Annotated in this window: 15 protein-coding genes; 3 read left to right on the top strand and 12 right to left on the bottom strand. The window is 73.9% G+C overall.

Annotated features, from left to right (window positions below):
- Nucleotides 1-11: 11 nt before the first annotated feature.
- From ACFYU0_RS27395 to argC, 7 genes are all read right to left on the bottom strand, one after another.
- Nucleotides 12-764, bottom strand: a complete 753-nt coding sequence (locus ACFYU0_RS27395; protein WP_389304744.1) for a hypothetical protein — start codon at nucleotides 762-764, stop codon at nucleotides 12-14.
- A gap of 1 nt (nucleotide 765) precedes the next feature.
- A complete protein-coding gene (locus ACFYU0_RS27390; protein WP_351664005.1) occupies nucleotides 766-1,353 on the bottom strand; it encodes an RNA polymerase sigma factor in 588 nt (195 codons plus the stop codon).
- A 97-nt stretch (nucleotides 1,354-1,450) separates the two neighbouring features.
- Nucleotides 1,451-1,996 carry an arginine repressor gene (locus tag ACFYU0_RS27385; protein WP_351664007.1) on the bottom strand — a complete coding sequence of 182 codons (546 nt, stop codon included), beginning with the start codon at nucleotides 1,994-1,996 and terminating at the stop codon, nucleotides 1,451-1,453.
- A 7-nt stretch (nucleotides 1,997-2,003) separates the two neighbouring features.
- Nucleotides 2,004-3,158 carry an acetylornithine transaminase gene (locus tag ACFYU0_RS27380; RefSeq protein ID WP_389304821.1) on the bottom strand — a complete coding sequence of 385 codons (1,155 nt, stop codon included), beginning with the start codon at nucleotides 3,156-3,158 and terminating at the stop codon, nucleotides 2,004-2,006.
- 41 nt (nucleotides 3,159-3,199) lie between these two features.
- Nucleotides 3,200-4,108, bottom strand: coding sequence for an acetylglutamate kinase (gene argB, locus ACFYU0_RS27375; protein ID WP_351664012.1), 909 nt, complete (start codon nucleotides 4,106-4,108; stop codon nucleotides 3,200-3,202).
- Nucleotides 4,105-5,256, bottom strand: coding sequence for a bifunctional glutamate N-acetyltransferase/amino-acid acetyltransferase ArgJ (gene argJ / locus ACFYU0_RS27370; protein WP_351664014.1), 1,152 nt, complete (start codon nucleotides 5,254-5,256; stop codon nucleotides 4,105-4,107). The genes argB and argJ overlap by 4 nt, the downstream gene beginning before the upstream one ends.
- A complete protein-coding gene (gene argC / locus ACFYU0_RS27365; RefSeq protein ID WP_389304743.1) occupies nucleotides 5,253-6,281 on the bottom strand; it encodes an N-acetyl-gamma-glutamyl-phosphate reductase in 1,029 nt (342 codons plus the stop codon). The genes argJ and argC overlap by 4 nt, the downstream gene beginning before the upstream one ends.
- A 159-nt stretch (nucleotides 6,282-6,440) precedes the next feature.
- On the opposite strand from argC, the gene ACFYU0_RS27360 reads away from it, so the two are divergent.
- Complete coding sequence (locus ACFYU0_RS27360) at nucleotides 6,441-7,028, top strand: hypothetical protein (protein ID WP_389304742.1); 588 nt, start codon at nucleotides 6,441-6,443, stop codon at nucleotides 7,026-7,028.
- Nucleotides 7,029-7,034: 6 nt separating this feature from the next.
- On the top strand, nucleotides 7,035-9,974 hold the full coding sequence (locus ACFYU0_RS27355) for a M48 family metallopeptidase (RefSeq protein ID WP_389304741.1): 2,940 nt from the start codon (nucleotides 7,035-7,037) through the stop codon (nucleotides 9,972-9,974).
- Between the two features lie 123 nt (nucleotides 9,975-10,097).
- Here the strand turns inward: ACFYU0_RS27355 and ACFYU0_RS27350 are convergent, their stop codons facing one another.
- The 5 genes from ACFYU0_RS27350 to ACFYU0_RS27330 form a co-directional block, all read right to left on the bottom strand.
- A complete protein-coding gene (locus ACFYU0_RS27350; RefSeq protein WP_389304740.1) occupies nucleotides 10,098-11,513 on the bottom strand; it encodes an MFS transporter in 1,416 nt (471 codons plus the stop codon).
- A 378-nt stretch (nucleotides 11,514-11,891) separates the two neighbouring features.
- On the bottom strand, nucleotides 11,892-12,440 hold the full coding sequence (locus ACFYU0_RS27345) for a YciI family protein (protein ID WP_389304739.1): 549 nt from the start codon (nucleotides 12,438-12,440) through the stop codon (nucleotides 11,892-11,894).
- 47 nt (nucleotides 12,441-12,487) lie between these two features.
- A complete protein-coding gene (locus ACFYU0_RS27340; protein WP_351664022.1) occupies nucleotides 12,488-12,904 on the bottom strand; it encodes a GtrA family protein in 417 nt (138 codons plus the stop codon).
- Complete coding sequence (locus ACFYU0_RS27335) at nucleotides 12,904-13,854, bottom strand: glycosyltransferase family 2 protein (protein ID WP_389304738.1); 951 nt, start codon at nucleotides 13,852-13,854, stop codon at nucleotides 12,904-12,906. The genes ACFYU0_RS27340 and ACFYU0_RS27335 overlap by 1 nt, the downstream gene beginning before the upstream one ends.
- Nucleotides 13,848-16,460 carry a YfhO family protein gene (locus ACFYU0_RS27330; protein ID WP_389304737.1) on the bottom strand — a complete coding sequence of 871 codons (2,613 nt, stop codon included), beginning with the start codon at nucleotides 16,458-16,460 and terminating at the stop codon, nucleotides 13,848-13,850. Before ACFYU0_RS27330 ends, ACFYU0_RS27335 begins: the two co-directional genes overlap by 7 nt.
- A 331-nt stretch (nucleotides 16,461-16,791) precedes the next feature.
- Here ACFYU0_RS27330 and ACFYU0_RS27325 point away from each other — a divergent pair, with 331 nt between their 5' ends.
- On the top strand, nucleotides 16,792-17,214 hold the full coding sequence (locus ACFYU0_RS27325) for a carboxymuconolactone decarboxylase family protein (RefSeq protein WP_389304736.1): 423 nt from the start codon (nucleotides 16,792-16,794) through the stop codon (nucleotides 17,212-17,214).
- The last annotated feature ends 25 nt before the right edge of the window (nucleotides 17,215-17,239 follow it).

Raw genomic sequence — 17,239 nt, 5'->3', positions numbered from 1 at the left:
GGGGCCCGGCTTCAGGCCGCTTCGGCGCGGACCTGCCCGGCCTGCAGCGGGGCCGTGGCGAGGACGGTGCCGTCCGGGGCGGTCAGGCGGGCGCCCGACACCGCGCCGGCGTCGACGGGAGCCGCCACGCCCCAGGCGCCGCGGCCGTCGTGCATCGCGAACTCGCCGAGCCGGACCGTCGTGCCGTCGGAACGCTCCAGGAGACAGGTGACCTTGCCCTCGTACGCGCTGCCGGAGCCCGTCAGGTCGACCGACATGAACACCCACCCCGGGCTGCCGGGGTGGGCGTAGACCTCTCCCGCGGGGCGGGCCCCGTCCCCGGCCGAGGTCAGATCACCGACCAGCATGGTCTCGGTCCCGGCGGGCGCCGCGGGCGCGGCCGTGACATCCTGGATGGCGGTGCCGATCCCCCAGCCGGCGAAGCCGAAGGCGACGGCGAACGCGACCGCCACCGAGGCGAGCCGCAGGCGGACCCGCCGGGCGCGGCCGCGCAGTCCCGCACGCAGCGGCTCACGTGCCCGCGGGCGCCGTTCGTCCGTGGCGTCCTCGGTCAGTGCGCGCGCCACCCGGGTCTCGAAGCCCAGCGGCGGTTCCCGGCAGGGCAGCAGGCCGATCAGCCGGTCGCCGACGAGGGTCAGGTGCTCGACGTACTCGCGGCACTCCGCGCAGCGGTCCAGATGCTCGACGGCCGCGGCGCGCTCGCGGCCGTCGAGGACGCCCAGCGCCAACTCGGCGCCGAGCTCCCGCAGTCGCCCACAGGTCACCTCACTGGACATTGTTGCCTCGCTTCGGAGCCGCGAGGGTGGTCCGCAGTTTGCCCATGGCCGCCCTGATCCGCGTCTTGGCGGTGCCCAGCGGGATCTTCTCCCATTCCGCTATCTGCTGGGCCGTCATTCCGTAGACACCCGCCATCACCAGGGCACGCGCCTGTTCCCGCGGCAGCCTCGCCAGGGCGGCCCGGAGCTGGGACGAGGCCTCGTCGGCCAGCGCCCACCGCTCGGGGGTCTCGGTGACGACGCCCAGGAGAGCCTCGAGGTCCTCGGGCGCCACCGCCTGCGTCCGCCGGGCGCGGACGGCGTCGATCGCGAGGTTGTGCGCGATGGTCGTCAGCCAGGTCGTGACCGACCCGCGGCGCGAGTCGTAGATCTGCGCGTGACGCCACGCGCGCTCGAACGTCTGCTGGGCGATGTCCTCGGCGAGCTGCGGATCACCGGTGACGGCCATGGCCACACCGAAGACCCTGTGCTGGAACCTCCGTACGAAGGCGACGGCGAGTTCCTGGTCACCGGTGGAGAGCCCGGACAAAAGCGCCTCGTCCGGAAGGCGGTCCACCGGCGTCCCGTAACCCGACACACCTCTGTATACGGTCGGCCGACGCCTGGGGATTGCGCCCCGGCTCCGGAAGATCACACAGCCATTGTCCGCCGGTCGGCCGGGCCCCGCACGCGGGTCACTGTCCGTTCTGGGCCAGCCGCAGCAGGTGATCCGCGAGCGCCTGCCCGCCGTCGGGATCGCGGCTGATCAGCAGCAGCGTGTCGTCGCCGGCGATGGTGCCGAGGATGTCGTGCAGTTCGGCCTGGTCGATCGCGGAGGCGAGGAACTGGGCCGCGCCCGGCGGGGTGCGCAGCACCACGAGGTTGGCGGAGGCCTCGGCGGCGATCAGCAGCTCCTGGGAGAGCCGGCGCATCCGCTCCTCCTTCGCCGACTCCCCGAGCGGGGCGCGCGGGGTGCGGAAACCGCCCTCACTGGGTACCGCGTAGATCAGGTCGCCGTCGTTGTTGCGGATCTTCACCGCGTTCAGCTCGTCCAGGTCCCTGGAGAGCGTCGCCTGGGTGACGGTCAGCCCGTCGTCGGCGAGCAGCTTCGCGAGCTGGCTCTGGGACCGCACCGGCTGCCGGTTGAGGATGTCCACGATCCGGCGGTGGCGGGCGGTGCGGGTCTGCGGGACGGCGGGTCCGGCACCCGCCGCCTGCTCGTGGTCCTGCGCCTGGCTCATCGTCGTCTCATTCCCCGGATCGTCCGTCCCCGTCGGCTGCGTCGAGGATGCCGGGCAGTGCCCGCAGCAAGGCGCCTGTCTCGTCGTCGCGCAGGTTCAGCGGCGGCATGAGCCGTACGACGTCGGGAGCGGGCGCGTTCACCAGGAACCCGGCCTCCTGGGCCGCCTGCTGCACCCGCGGTGCGTGCGGCCCGGTGAGCACGATACCCAGGAGCAGGCCCGCGCCCCGGACATGGGCGATCATCGGGTGGCCGAGCGCCTCGATTCCGTCGCGCAGCCGCTCGCTCTGCCGCTTGACGTTCTCCAGCAGCCCCTCGTCCGCGATGGTGTCCAGGACGGCGAGTCCGGCGGCGCAGGCGACCGGGTTGCCGCCGAAGGTGGTGCCGTGCTGGCCGGGCCGGAGCAGCTCGGCGGCGCGCCCGAAGGCGACGGTGGCGCCGAGCGGCAGCCCGCCGCCGAGCCCCTTGGCGAGCGTGACGACGTCCGGCAGGACGCCTTCGTGGGCCTGGTACTCGAACCAGTTGCCGGTCCGCCCGACGCCGGTCTGCACCTCGTCCAGCACCAGCAGGGCGCCGGTGGCGGCGGTGATGGCGCGGGCCGCCTTGAGATAGCCCGCCGGGGGCACCACGACGCCGTTCTCGCCCTGGATCGGCTCGATGATCACGAGGGCCGTCTCCTGCGTCACCGCGGCGGCCAGCGCCTGCGCGTCGCCGTACGGGACGTGGGTGACGTCGCCGGGCAGCGGCAGGAAGGGCTGCTGCTTCGCGGGCTGGCCGGTGAGCGCCAGGGCGCCCATCGTCCGGCCGTGGAAGCCGCCCTGGGTGGCCACCATGTGGGTCCGCCCGGTCAGCCGGCCGATCTTGAAGGCGCCCTCGTTGGCCTCGGCCCCCGAGTTGCAGAAGTAGACCTTGCCGTCCCGCCCGAAGAGCTGCAGCAGCCGCTCGGCGAGGGCCACGGGCGGCTCGGCGACGAACAGGTTGGAGACATGGCCGAGGGAGCCGATCTGCCGGCTGACGGCCTCCACGACGGCCGGATGGGCGTGGCCGAGCGCGTTGACCGCGATGCCGCCGACGAAGTCGAGGTACTCCTTGCCGTCGGCGTCCCACAGCCGGGCGCCCGCGCCGCGGACGAGGGGCAGCCGGGGGGTGCCGTAGTTGTTCATGAGCGCGCCCTGCCAGCGCGCGGTCAGCTCCTGGTTGCCCGTCACGACTGCTCCCCCTCGGTCTCGTCGGGCACGACCATCGTGCCGATGCCCTCGTCGGTGAAGATCTCCAGCAGGATCGAGTGCTGCACCCGGCCGTCGATGACGCGGGCGGTGCGCACGCCACCGCGCACGGCGTGCAGGCAGCCCTCCATCTTCGGGACCATGCCGGCGGACAGCTCCGGCAGCAGTTTCTCCAGCTGGGAGGCGGTGAGGCGGCTGATCACCTCGTCGGAGTGCGGCCAGTCCTCGTAGAGGCCCTCGACGTCGGTGAGGACCATGAGGGTTTCGGCGCCCAGTGCCGCAGCGAGTGCCGCAGCCGCCGTATCAGCATTGACGTTGTAGACATGTCCGTCGTCCTGTGACCTGGCGATCGAGGACACGACCGGGATGCGGCCGTCGGCGAGCAGTGCCTCGATGGCGCCGGTGTCGATCTCGGTGATCTCGCCGACCCGCCCGATGTCGACCAGCTCGCCGTCGATCTCGGGCTGGTGTCGCGTGGCGGTGATGGTGTGGGCGTCCTCGCCGGTCAGACCGACGGCGAGGGGGCCGTGCTGGTTGAGCAGGCCGACCAGCTCGCGCTGCACCTGCCCGGCGAGCACCATCCGTACGACGTCCATGGCCTCCTCGGTGGTGACCCGGAGGCCGGCCTTGAACTCGCTGACGATGCCGTGCCGGTCGAGGGCGGCGCTGATCTGCGGGCCGCCGCCGTGCACCACGACCGGCTTGAGACCGGCGTGCCGCAGGAAGACGACGTCCTGGGCGAAGGCGGCCTTCAGGTCCTCGTCGACCATGGCGTTGCCGCCGAACTTGATGACGACCGTCTTGCCGTGGTGCCGGGTCAGCCAGGGCAGGGCCTCGATGAGGATCTGGGCCTTGGGCAGTGCCGTGTGTTTCCGCGTCGTGGTCATGAGGAGTAGGCGCTGTTCTCGTGGACGTAGTCGGCGGTCAGGTCGTTGGTCCAGATGGTGGCGCTCTCGCCGCCCGCGGCGAGGTCGGCGACGATGTGCACCTCGCGGTAGCGCATGTCGACCAGCTCGCGGTCCTCGCCCACGGAGCCGTCCTTGCATACCCAGACGCCGTTGATGGCGACGTTCAGCCGGTCCGGTTCGAAGGCGGCCTTCGTGGTGCCGATGGCGGACAGGACGCGGCCCCAGTTGGGGTCCTCGCCGTGGATCGCGCACTTGAGCAGGTTGTTGCGGGCGATGGAGCGGCCGACCTCGACGGCGTCGTCCTCCGTCTCGGCGTTGATCACCTCGACCTTGATGTCCTTGGCCGCGCCCTCGGCGTCGCCGATGAGCTGCCGGCCGAGGTCGTCGCAGACCTGCCGGACGGCCTCGGCGAACTCGTCGTACCCGGGGGTGACGCCGGAGGCGCCGGAGGAGAGCAGCAGCACGGTGTCGTTGGTGGACATGCAGCCGTCGGAGTCGACGCGGTCGAAGGTGACCCGGGTCGCGGCGCGCAGGGCCTTGTCCAGCACCTCGCCGTCGACGTCGGCGTCGGTGGTGAGGACGACCAGCATGGTGGCGAGGCCCGGCGCGAGCATGCCGGCGCCCTTGGCCATGCCGCCGACGGTCCACCCGTCCTTGCCGACCACGGACGTCTTGTGCACGGTGTCGGTGGTCTTGATGGCGATGGCGGCCTTCTCGCCGCCGTGCTCGCTGAGGGCGCCGGCGGCCGTCTCCACACCCTTCAGGAGCTTGTCCATCGGGAGCAGCACGCCGATGAGCCCGGTGGAGCAGACGGCGACCTCGATGGCGCCCCGGCCCAGCACCTCGGCCGCCTTCTCGGCGGTGGCGTGGGCGTCCTGGAAGCCCTTGGGGCCCGTGCACGCGTTGGCGCCGCCGGAGTTCAGCACCACGGCCGACACCTGGCCGCTCCTGAGGACCTGCTCGGACCACAGCACCGGGGCGGCCTTCACACGGTTGGAGGTGAAGACGCCGGCGGCGGCACGGCGGGGCCCGTCGTTGACCACGAGGGCCAGGTCCGGGTTGCCGTTCTCCTTGATCCCGGCGGCGATGCCCGCCGCCGTGAATCCCTTGGCTGCCGTGACGCTCACGGTGCGACTCCGATCGTGGAAAGTCCCGTGGTCTCGGGGAGACCCAGGGCGATGTTCATGCTCTGCAGGGCACCGCCCGCGGTGCCCTTGGTCAGGTTGTCGATGGCGCTGATCGCGATGACGCGGCCCGCGGCGGCGTCGTACGCGACCTGCACCTGCGCGGCGTTGGAGCCGTACACGGACGCCGTCGCCGGCCACTGCCCCTCGGGGAGCAGGTGGACGAAGGGCTCGTCGGCGTAGGCCTTCTCGTAGGCGGCGCGGACGGACTCCGCCGTCACCCCGGGAGCGGCCTTCGCGCTGCACGTGGCCAGGATGCCGCGCGGCATCGGCGCGAGGGTGGGAGTGAAGGAGACCGAGACCGGCTCCCCCGCCACCGTGCTGAGGTTCTGGATCATCTCGGGGGTGTGCCGGTGGCCGCCGCCGACGCCGTACGGCGTCATGGAGCCCATCACCTCGCTGCCGAGCAGGTGCGGCTTGGGCGCCTTACCCGCGCCGGACGTCCCGGACGCGGCGACGACGACCGCCTCGGGCCCGGCGAGGTGGGCCGCGTAGGCCGGGTAGAGGGCGAGGGAGACGGCGGTCGGGTAGCAACCGGGTACCGCGATGCGCCTGGACCCCTCCAGCGCGGCGCGGGCACCCGGCAGTTCGGGGAGGCCGTAGGGCCAGGTGCCGGCGTGCGGGGAGCCGTAGAACCGCTCCCAGTCGGCCGGGTCCTTCAGCCGGAAGTCGGCGCCCATGTCGACCACCAGGACGTCCGGGCCGAGCCGCTCGGCGACGGCGGCGGACTGCCCGTGGGGCAGCGCCAGGAAGACGACGTCGTGCCCGGCGAGGTTCTCCGGCGTGGTCTCGGCCAGCACCCGGTCGGCCAGCGGCAGCAGGTGCGGCTGGAGCGCGCCGAGCCGCCGGCCGGCGTTGGAGCTCGCCGTCAGGGCGCCGATCTCGATCTCGGGGTGCGCGAGGAGCAGCCGCAGGACCTCACCGCCCGCGTATCCGCTCGCTCCGGCCACCGCCGCACGTACCGCCATGTCCACCCTCCTCTGGATGGCATGACTATACGTATCGCTGCACGTTTATGCAATCGTCCCCGATCTGCCGACGCTTTTTGGCTTGCCGAAGCGCCGTGGGGACCCGGCCCCCGGGAGTAGCGTTGACCGCAGGGATCTTCGGGGCACGGGGGAGTCGTCATGGGATCTGAAGCGGCGCCGTCCGGGTGCGGCAGCGTCCGGGTGCGCGATGTGGTGCGCGACGTGGTGGCTGAGACCGCCCCCGAGGAACTGCCGGTCGTCGCGGGGCTGGCCCAACTCGACGACGCGGCCGTCCTGCGGCGCCTGGAGCGCGGGGGCCGCGGACGCCCGGATCCGCTCGGTTTCGGCCTGGGCGAGATCACCGTGCTGGTGGCACCGGTGGTGTGGCTGGTGGTGGACCAGGCGGCCCGGCAGCTCGGGAGCGCCGCCGCGGAGAGCACGACGGCCGGCCTGAAGTCGCTGCTGCGCGGGAGGTTCCGGCGCGGGAGTTCCGCGGTGACGGTCCCGCCGCTGACACCCGGCCAGCTCGCCGAGGTGCACCGCCGGATCACGGAGACGGCCGGGCGGCGCGGGCTGGCGCAGGAGCGCGCGGAATCGCTCGCGGACGCGGTGGTCGCGAGACTGGCGCTGATCGCGCCGGAGGAGCGGACGGACCCGCCCGCGCCCCCGGCCGCGCCGCGAGAGCCGGCGGACGCGCGCAGAACCCTGACCGCTCCGGCCGGGGACGCCGACCAGCCTCAGGGCTAGCCGGCGGTGGCAGCGAGCCCTGAGACGGCTTCCGGGGACACGCGGCCGGTCGGTGACGGCACGACCGTGCGGTTCGCCGTTCTGGTGATCCTGATCATGGCGACCAGCGGCCTGATGCTGATGTACGTCGCCATCTGGTGGGTCTCGCACGCCGACTCCTCGGGCTGCGGCCTCGCCGCGGGGCTCGACCCCAGCCACCCCTCCGATCTGCAGGCCGCCGTCAGCCAGATCAACCAGGGTATGGCGTACGCGAACTGCCAGCGCCGTTTCGCCCAGCCGCCGCCATGGTGGGTGCCCGTCTCCTGGCTGGCCCTGCTGGCCGCCGCCGCCGTCGCGCTGTTCGGCTGGCTGCCGGTGTGGAAGGCCCGGCGGAGCCGGGTCGTCCCGCTGGCCGCGGTCGACGGGGACGGGGAGATCCGGCGCGTCCTGGAGGAGGCCGCCTCAGTGGCCGGGGTGGCCCGGATGCCGCGTGTCGTGGTGGACCCGGCGGCCGCCTCCGTCGGGGCGCTGGTGTTCGGCCGCACCGGGAAGCCGGTCCTGAGCCTGCACGGCGGCCTGCTCGCCCGCCGGGTCCGCGATCCCGAGGGCTTCCGCGCGGTCCTGCTGCACGAGTTCGCCCACATACGCAACGGGGACATCACCCTCACCTACGCGACGGTCGCCCTTTGGCGGGTCTTCCTGGTCCTGGTCGCTCCGCCGTACCTGGCGGGTCTGGCCGTGATCCTCTTCGACGGGCTGCGGTCCGGCAGCCGGTTGCTGGCGGCCCCCTCGCGCAGTGTCCTGCTGATGGCCTTCCTCACCGCCCTGGTGTACCTCGCGCGGTCGGACGTCCTGCGCAGCCGGGAGTTCCACGCCGATCGCGCCGCGGCACGCTGGGGCGCCGACCCCCGCGGCTGGCACGGCACGGCGCCGGCCAAGAGGGGCGGCGTGCTGACGCGCGAACTGGCCACCTTCGCGGGTCTGTGGCGCCCCCATCCCCGGTGGGACCTGCGCCATGACGCCCTGACGGACGCCGGTCCGGTGTACGGCGTCTTCGCCCTGCCGATGTTCCTGACCGGCGCCGGCGCCGTTCTGATCAACACCCAGCTCCTGGCCGCCCCGATGCCGTACGTCCAGTACACGGTCGGCCAGCTCGTCGGGCAGGCGGCGGCGCTGGTGGCGGCGGGCACGGTCGCGGGTGTCGTCGGGACCGCCCTGTGGCGGGCGGTGATCCACGCGGTGCTGACCGGGCGCCGCCCTCCCTCCGGCATCCGGGCGGGGCTGTGGCTCGGGGCCGGCATGACCGTGGGCAACCTGATCAGCGGTCAGGGCACGATCGCGCAGTTCTTCCCGAGCCGGAGCACGCTGCTGCTGCAGTTCCTGCTCGGCGGCCCCGCCTTCACCTGGTGGACCGCGCAGTGCGCCCAGCTGTGGGTGAGGACGTGGCGGGGGCGCACGCTCCGGCCGGCCCTGGTCGTGAGCCTGGTGGCGGGCGGACTGGCACTGGCGCAGTGGTTCACCTGGTGGCACGGCTACGGGGTGCGGCTCGCGACCGGATGGTGGTACGACCCCGCGGGGTTCCGGCAGTGGCTGGAGCAGGTGTACCCCGGCCCGGCCGCGGACCACCGGACGATGCTGTCGGCGATCGCCCTCGTCTCCCCGTTCATGCTGAATCTGGCGCAGGGGGTGCCGCTCGTCGGCCTCGCGCTCGCGGCCCTGTGGGTCGTGCCGCTGGCGGCCTGGGCGCTCCGCCCGCTTCCCGGCGTGCCGCCCTGGACGCGCGGCGCCGCACGCGACATCGAGGGCGCCGCGGAGCCGCCCGCCGAGGCGCTGCCCGGGATGCGCCGGGTGATGCTGCCGAGCCTGCTGTGCGGGGTCGGGTGCTGGGCCGTCGTGGTGGCGGTGCTGTTGATCCCGCAGGCCGGTGTCTTCGGAGCCGATCCGCGGCGGGCCGGCATCCCGGGGCTGCTCTTCCTCGCCTGGACCTTCGTCGCGCTGACCGCGGCGGCCCTGACGGCCGCCGTGGTCGCCGCCGTGCGGGCGGACCGCTACCGGCTGCTCGTCACCCTCGCCGCCGCCCAGACCACCGTGCTGGTGGGCCTGGCCGCCCCGGTGGCGCTGCTGTCCTTCGACGGCTGCTTCGACCGGCTGAGCCTCTTCGAGTCGTCCTGCGGATGGCGGCCCGCCAGGCTCGCCGGCTGGACGGACTCCCACACCGTCCTGGACTTCGCGGTGATGACCGTGACCGTCGCGGCCTTCGTGGTGGCCGCGGCGGTGTCGGCCGTCCGCAGGGCGCCCGGGTCCCGGCGGCGGCCTGCCACCCCGGCGCCGCAGGGGAGGGAGGGTCCGCGCGTGCGGCGCGTCCTGCCGGCGGCGTTGTGCGTCCTGGCGCTGACGGTCTCCGCGGCCCGGGCGGCGCACCAGGAGGAGGTGGTCGCGGTCAACTCCGACGTCCGCCACTGGCAGGAGTTCACCCTGCGCGACTGGCAGGAGCAGGCCCGGAAGGTGCAGCCCAGGATCAGGACCGGGCCGGTCTCCCCGCGGATCAGGGCGATGCAGGTGAACGCCTGGAGCCGGCTCGGCGGGGAGGAACTCCTGCACCGTGTCCGCCGCGAGCGGGACGGCATCGCTGCGATCGGGCGGGTGTTCGTCGCGGGGAAGAAGCCGCCTGCCTACCTCAATCGCATACGCCCCCACTGTGAGCGCATCGGCCTGACGGCCGTCGACGCGGCCTCGTACTTCGACGTGCCCGACCCCCAGGCGCAGAAGCTCTGGCAGCGGTTCATGCTCAACGCCGCCTACTCCACCATGAACTGCCGGAAGGCCCTCGCCCACCTGAACGCCAACCGCTCGAAGGAAGCGCACGACGCCCTCGGCACGTCGTTCCGCGAGATCCGCGCGGCCTGCCTCCTCAGCGAGGCGATCGACTCCCGGATCGAAGCGGTCGAACGCGCCGGCGGCATGTAGTCCGGGCCGGCACGCTGTCCGGGCCCGGACAGGGGCCCGGTGGCCGCGGGGCCGTAGCCCGCCGGCTTGGCAGCTCTGCCGGCCGGGCGGGTTGGGCCCGCCGACTCGGGCGCGGCCGTCAGGTCACCCGCCACCCGGGGCCGCCCGGGGCGGGACGCAGCGCCAGGCGAGGGCCGCCGCGGTCAGGTAGGCGAGGGCGCCGGCGGTCATGGCGGTGCGCAGCCCGGTGCCGTAGTCGGTGCTGGTGGCCAGCAGGCTGCCGCCCAGGGCGACGCCGGTGGCGCTGCCGATCTGGCGGGTGGTGTTGAACAGGGCGGAGGCGGCGCCCGCGTACGCCGGGGGCGCGGCGCCCATCACGGTGGCCGTCGAGCCGGTGAGCGCGAAGGACGTGCCGAAGCCGGTGGCCATCATCGGGGCCACCAGCAGCGGGTACGCGGGGTCGGGTCCCGCCGCGGCCCAGCCGGCCAGTCCCAGGGCGCCCAGGAGCATGCCGGTGACCACCAGCGGGCGGTCACCGGTGCGGCGGCTCAGCCTGCCGGACAGCACGGAGGCGAACATCGTCATCGCCACCGCCGGGAAGAGGGCCAGTCCGGTCCTGAGGGCGCTGAAGCCGCGCTGGTGCTGGAAGTACAGGCTGGCGGTGAAGACCATGCCGTAGAAGCCGAAGTTGAACAGCAGCCCGATGACGGCGCCGCCGCTCATCGCGCGGGAGCGCAGCAGTCCCAGCGGCAGGGCGGGAGACCGGGCGAACCGCTCCCGCAGGACGAACGCGGCGACGGCGAGCACGGCCAGGGCCAGGCCGGCGAGCACGGCGGGGTCGGTCCAGCCGCGCCGTCCCGCCTCGTTCAGCGCGGCGGTGAGCAGGGCCACCGCCGCCACCACGGCGCACTGGGCGGGCCAGTCGAGGGCCCGGTCCCGGTGCCGAGGCGAGGGCGCGACGAACCGCGACGTCAGCGCCAGGCAGACCGCGCCGACCGGCAGGTTGATCAGGAAGACCCAGCGCCAGCCCACCGTGGACACCAGCAGTCCGCCGAGCAGCGGCCCGGCGGAGGCCGCGATGCCGGCCATCGACCCCCAGAGCCCGAAGGCGCGCGAGCGGGCCGCGGGCGCCGGGTAGGCCTCCTGGAGCAGGGCGAGGGAGCCGGGCACGATCAGGGCCGCGCCGAGGCCTTCCACCAGCCGGGCGGCGACCAGGAACGGCGCGCTCGGCGCGAACGCGCACGCCGCCGAGGCCGCCGTGAACACCCCGACGCCCGCGCGGAAGACGCGCCGGTTGCCCAGCCGGTCGCCCAGCGCGCCGCCGGTCATCAGGAACCCGGCGAAGACCAGGGTGTACCCGTCCGTGATCCACTGGACGCCGGTGAGCGAGGCGTGCAGGTCCCGGCCCACCACGGGCACGGCCACGTTGATGATCGTGACGTCCAGGATGACCATGAAGTACCCGGCGCACACGGCCAGCAGCGGCGCCGTGGAGCGTGGCGCGGCCGCCCGGACCGGGGCGCCGGCCCCGCCGCCGCGGGCGGACTGAGCGAAGGGCATGGCGCCGACCCCGTCCTGTCCGGAACGCCTGAGCGGTGAGCATGCTAGGCGGCGGCCGCCGCCGGTTACGCGAGCCCGGGCCGCCGGGCGGCCGGCGTGCACCGAACGGGTCAACCGGCCAACCGGACGCGGCTGGACGCGGACCCGGCCGGCAGCGGAGCCGCCGCGGGCCCTGCCACGTGTTCCGGGCAGGGGGTCCCGCTGCGCCCGCCCTCCCCGGGTCCTGGCCGCCGGTCCCTCAGCGACGCCCGACGCCCGATCCTGGCCGCCCGGTCCCGCAGCGCCCCCCGATCCTGGCCGCCGGTCCCTCAGCGACGCCCGACGCCCGATCCTGGCCGCCCGGTCCCGCAGCGCCCCCCGATCCTGGCCGCCGGTCCCTCAGCGACGCCCGCCGAACTCCCAGTCGTGGACCTCGACGGCGGCGTACTCGACCGGCGCCAGGACGGCCCGGGCGGCGTCCGGGCCGGGGGCCCGGACCAGTGCCGCCGTGCCCAGCCAGGTGGCGCCGTCGTCGGACAGCAGCGGCCCGAACGCGATCAGGTCGTCCTGGGCCGGCGGCACCTTCGGCTCGGCGGTCCGCCCGACGCCGAGCCCGAGCACCAGGTACCGGTTGCCGCCGGTCGCGCCACCGGGGAAGTCCCACATGGTGCGCCCCAGCAGGTTGCGCCACCGGCGCAGCAGCACGTCCCGGTACACGCCCGCCTGGTGGTTCGGCTCGTCGAAGGCGAACGCGCGGGCGGCCGCGGGACCGGGCAGGTCGACGATGTGCACGCTGCCGGTGGGCGTCTCGCCGTCGGCGGCGAAGGTCGGGCCGCGCGCGATCAGCTCCTCGGCGTACCGGTCCATGTAGGACCAGTGCCGCTCCAGCATCTCGTCGCGCAGCGCCCCGGAGCCGGGCCGGTCGCGGTGGTGGCAGAAGAACTCCATGCCGCGGACCCTGGCGCACCGGGCTCCGGCGGTTCAACCGGATTACGTCACGCGGGCATCCGCGGCCGGTCCCGGACGTCCCTGCCGCCGGGCAGCATGATGCGGCGGGACACGACGAACGTCACCGGGATCGACGCGGCGGAGGCGAGCAGGGGGGCGAAGCGGTTCCCGGCGTGGAGGACGTCCACGATCACGTACACACCCGCGGTGGTGACGAGGAAATTGGTGGCGTTCGTCAGCGGGAACAGCAGGAATTTCCGCCAGGTGGGCCGCGTCCGGTAGGTGAAACGCGCGTTGAGGAAAAAGGATCCGACCATGCTGAGCGCGAATGCGAGGACGTGCGCGCCGAGATAGGGAAGCCAGTGCAGGAACAGCAGGTAGAGGCCGTAGTACACGGCCGTGTTGACGGCGCCGACCACGGCGAAGGTGACCATCTGCCTGGGTATCGCGGTCTGTCTCGGCATCAAGGGATGAGGTCTTTCGTTCGTTCCACGTTGGTCGCCTTCACCAGGAAGTGCGGACGCCCCTTCACCTCGTAGTAGATGCGGCCGGTGTACTCCCCGATGACTCCCAGCATGACCATCTGCACGCCGGCGAGAGCCGTGACCGCGGTGATGATGGTGACATACCCGGGCGCGTCGACGCCGTGCACGAGTGCGGCGCCCACGATCCAGGCGGTGTACAGGCCCGCGCACAGCAGCAGGCCGGTGCCGAGCCAGAGGGCGGCGCGCAGCGGCCGGTTGTTGAAGGACAGCAGGCCGTCGAGGCCGTAGTTGAGCAGGCTGCGCAGGTTCCAGGAACTGCGGCCCGCCTCGCGCGCGGCGTTCTCGTACTCGAAGGTGGTGCTCGGGAAGCCGACCCAGGCGAACAGGCCCTTGGAGAAGCGGTTGTACTCGGTGAGGGCCAGCACGGCGTCCACCACCCGGCGCGACATCAGGCGGAAGTCGCCCACGCCGTCCACCAGTTCGACGTCGACCAGGCGGTTGACGAGCCGGTAGTACAGGCGGGCGGTGAGGGTGCGGGTGAGGCGGTCGCCGGTGCGGGTGCGCCGGGCGATGACCTGGTCGTAGCCCTGCTCGCGCAGCCGGACCATGCGCTCGATCAGCTCGGGCGGGTGCTGGAGGTCGGCGTCCATCACGACGACCGAGTCGCCGGAGGCGTGCCGCAGACCGGCGAGCAGGGCCGCCTCCTTGCCGAAGTTGCGGCTGAAGGAGACGTACCGCACCCGGGAGTCGCACGCGGCGAGTCGCTCCAGCACGGCGAGGGTGCGGTCGCGGCTGCCGTCGTCGACGTAGACGAACTCCATGTCGTGCCCGCGCGGCAGCAGTTCGTCGGCGATCCGCCGGGCCTCCTCGTGGAAGCGCTCGAGGACGAACTCCTCGTTGTAGCAGGGCGCGACGATCGATATCAGCATGACGGATCTCCCCCGGTGCGCGTTCGGAGTGCGCTGGTCACGCGCTCGCGTGGTGGTGTGGTCGGGTGCGGTGCCGGCACACGCCGGCGGCGCACGGCCCGGAGCGTGCCGAGCAGGGCGAGCGTCAGGAGCGAGGCGGCTCCGACGGCCGCCCCCAAGCGCAGCCCGGGCGGACGGAAGACACAGGTCAGTGAGGTGGCGGTGCCGTCCAGGGGGACGGCGATCAGCCCGTGGTAGGACCCGGCCGGACGGAGCGGGCCGCCGCCGGCGGCGCACCGCCAGCCGGCGATCCGGGGGGCGGCCACGACGGCGATCCCCCCGCTGCCGGCGGGCAGTTCGGCGCGCAGCGTGCCGTCGGAGACGGTGACCCGGGTGGCGCCGGTGGCCGTCAGCCGGGCGGCCGCGGCGCGCAGGCGCCCGGTGTCCAGGCAGCCGACGGCGCCGCGCGGGACGCGGCCGGGCCGGTCCGGGGTCAGTCTGACGCGCAGCGGCCCGGAGGCCGGGGCAGGTCCGAGCGGCTCCATGGCGGCGCGGTTGCGCGGGTAGGCGAACCGGAAGCGCGCGTCGGCGCGGGCGCCGTCCAGGCGTGCCGTGCCGGAGAAGCGGGGTGCCCACAGGTACACCTGGCTGCCGGCCGGGCAGACGGCCGTCACCGTCGGACGGGCCAGGGCGTTCCCGGCACCGATCCGGCCGCTGCGGACGGGCCGCCCGGCGTCGTCGCGCACGGTGGTGCGGGGGACGGTGTAGACGCGGCTGCCGAGCAGCAGTTCCTGGTTGCGGTACGGCGACGGCCCGAAGCCGGTCCGTGCGGGGGCGCCGCGCACGGTCACCAGGGGCGGCACGTCCCGGCGGGTCACGGTCGCCGGGCCGCCGTCACCGTCGCGCGGCGGCTTCGACTGGTGCGGGTCCGGCGGGGAGTGCACCCGGGCGCCGACGGAGAAGACGACGTCGGTGACGGGGTTGTCCAGGCTCTGCACGCTCCGGCCGCGCGAGGTCCAGCCGCCGCCGAGCGCGGTGAGGGTGCGGCTGAGGACGTCGGAGGTCAGGCTGCTGTAGTACTGGGCGCCCTGGCCGCCGACCAGCATCGGGTCGTTGGCGACGGTCTGCTCGCGGCCGGGGTCGGTGCGGTACCGGGGCCAGCCGTCGGCCCGGGCGACCGCCGCCTCCTGCCGCTGCTGCCGCTGTCCCCAGGGCGCGTAGTCGTCCAGGTGGGCGAGGCGCATCCGGGTGGCGACCGCCGAGGTGGCGGCGCTCTCGCCGGCTTGTGCGCCCAGCAGGATTACGGCGGCGAGGCCGGCCAGGACCCGAGCGCGCCGTCCGGTGTCGGCGCGGCGCAGCAGGGCGAGGCCGGCGAGGGCGCCCGCGGTGGCGAGCAGCAGAACCGGCCAGGTGTGCGGGCGCACCAGGTCGCTGCGGCTCGCCAGACCCGTGATCAGGGCGAGCAGGGCGGCGGCAGCGGCCAGGACGCGCGGGGGCGGCGGGCCGTACGACAGGGTGTGCCAGGCGGCGATGACCAGCAGCCCGCACAGCACGAAGGCCTGCCGGTAGGGGCTGCCCTGCGGGGTGGCGAAGGCGTGCCAGAGGAGATGGGTGGGCGCCCACTGCAGGGAGAGGGCCACCGCGGCCACGAGCAGGGTCCAGCCGGTGCGCACCCGGGCCGGGACCGCGCGGTGGAACGGCAGGGCGAGGGCGAGCAGCAGGGCGGTCAGGCCGACGTAGAGGGCCGGGGAGCCGAAGCCGTAGGTGGCCGGCAGCAGCCGGGCCAGCAGGTCCTCGCCGGGCACCGGGGCGAAGTCGCGGATCCGGCCCGGGTAGGCGTGCTCGGTGCCGAAGTAGACGACCGTGACCAGCGGGGCGGCGAGGCCCATGCCGAGGGCGGCCGTGAGCGCGGCACGGCCGGCGGCCGCGAGCGCCTGCCGGCGGGGCGGGTGCGCGAGCAGCAGGCGCAGCAGCAGGACCAGGCCGGCGCCGAGGGTGGCCATGTAGGCGGTGTAGAAGTTGGCGGTCCAGGCGAGGGCCACGACGAGGACGCCGAGCACCCGGCGCCGGCCGGCCAGGGCCCATTCGCCGGCCAGGCAGAGCAGGGGAAGGGCGACGAGTCCGTCCAGCCACATGGGGTTGTACGAGGCGTCGGCCAGGCTCCAGCCGCACAGGGCGTAGGAGGCGCCGAGCAGGCCGGCCGCCCACCAGCGCCCGGGCCGCAGGGCCAGGAGCAGGCAGGCCATGGCGGCGCCGGCCGACGCGGTCTTCAGCGCGGTGACCACGTACACCGCGAGGTCGATCTCGTCCCGCGGGAAGAGGGCGACCAGCGGGGCGAACGGGCTGCTCAGATAGGTGCCGAGGTCGGGCAGGAAGCTGGAGCCGTAGCCGGACCGCCAGTCGACGAGGAGCCCGCCGTCGGCGCGGCCGTGCAGCAGGTCCCACAGGTGGGCGTGGAACGGCACGTACTGGTTGCCCAGGTCGTTGACGCTCCGGGTGCGGGGGCCGAACGGGTAGCTGCCCGCGAGGAGGTCGGCGGCGCAGAAGGCGGTGAGGGCGACGGCCGCGGCCAGCAGCGCGGCACGTGCGGTGGCGCGGGGCCCTGAAGGCCGGGTCGAGCGGTCCATTGATCGGCAGGCCCCCAGCGAATTCATTTCCTCGATTTCGCCGGATTAGACGGAACGCATTTCCGGATGGTTGTGCGCTCACCGAAAAGTGGGGCGTCACACTCCGAATACTTCAAACACGTCGTGAATTTATCGGCCGCCAGGGAAACACTGGATTTCGGAAAGGTGTTTTCAAGGTGAATCGATCTCGTGGAAGGCGCGGGCGGCGCGCACTGCGGTCCGGCCTCGCCCCGGAGTGCGCCGCTTGACCTGGAGTGCGCTCCAACTCCTAGCGTTCCGGCAACGGCGGACGGCGGCCGCGTCGAGCGGCGGCCCGGAAGGGATGTACGACATGAGCGAGAGCACCACCCGTGACGAGCGTTTCGCCCGCGGCCTGGAGGTCCTGCGGAAGGTCGACGGCGAGGCCGGGCAGCGGGTCGTCGACTCGCTCGCGGACGTCAGCCCCGAGCTGGGCCACCAGGTCGTCGCCTGGGCCTTCGGGGAGATCTACGACCGGCCCGGACTGGCGCCGCGCGACCGCCAGCTGGTCACGCTGGGCGTGCTCGCGGCGCTCGGCGGCTGCGAGGCCCAGCTCGACGTGCACGTGGGCGCGGCGCTGAACGTGGGCCTCACTCCGGAGGAGATCACCGAGGCGCTGCTGCACTCCGCCGTCTACTGCGGGATGCCGAGGGCGCTGAACGCCACGTTCGCCGCGAAGAAGGTGTTCGCCGAACGCGGGCTGCTGCCGGTGGGACGGCCCGGGGCCGGCTCGTAGACTCGGGGCATGCATGCGCTGACGC

This window comes from Streptomyces sp. NPDC003720 (assembly GCF_042875075.1).
In the GTDB taxonomy this organism is placed as follows: domain Bacteria; phylum Actinomycetota; class Actinomycetes; order Streptomycetales; family Streptomycetaceae; genus Streptomyces.
This window is presented reverse-complemented; position numbering and strand designations above follow the sequence as displayed.